The organism is Staphylococcus sp. HMSC065D05, assembly GCF_001813195.1.
Lineage (GTDB): Bacteria > Bacillota > Bacilli > Staphylococcales > Staphylococcaceae > Staphylococcus > Staphylococcus epidermidis.
Map to the genome: position 1 here is coordinate 1 of NZ_KV811759.1, position 675 is coordinate 675.

At 28.7% G+C, this 675-nt stretch carries 1 pseudogene; it reads right to left on the bottom strand.

The annotated features are described in order from the left end of the window. Positions 1-262: 262 nt before the first annotated feature. A pseudogene (locus HMPREF2897_RS07960) lies at positions 263-568 on the bottom strand (transposase); the annotation flags it as partial. Positions 569-675 lie beyond the last annotated feature (107 nt).

Consider the following 675-nt stretch of genomic DNA (forward strand, 5'->3'; position numbering starts at 1 on the left):
TTGATTATTTTCAGCTCGTTGAGCTGTTACTTTTATTATATTAAGTGTCATCAGCACAAATTCTAGTTCTCTTTTGACTTTATTTCTCCTTCAAACGGACATACAATTGGAACCCAAAATAAGATTCATAAATACAAAAACAAGCTCTACATCAATTTTTCTTTGACTGTAGATGTTTTTTGGTTCTGAAAGCTTTTTATTAATTTGGCCTTTAAAATATTACCAACTATAATTCTTCATTATTTTTTTATTTGTTTTTGCATCGATTAATCGTTTTAAAAGAAAACTTTTGATTTTGTGATAGCCACATCATTCGGATGCTAACATTGAGTAAATTTTCTATCTTACGTCCTGAAAACACAAATTGTGTGTAGGCATATAGAACTACTTTTAACATCATTTTTAGATGGTATGGTGTTGCACCACGATGATGTCTGAATTCATCGAATTCAGTCTTAGGAATTGTTTCAACAATATCATTCACATATTGTAACATATCATGTGTGGGGATAAGTACTGAAGTTTCCTTTAGTAAAGTAAGTTGCGTCATATTATAATCTTTATACATAAGGCACCTCGTTAATTTCGTTTAGTGGTATTTGTTAAATTATACGAAAGGGCCTTATTTTTTTAAGTATTTTAATGTAAAATTACATATAAACACAAAGTATTTTG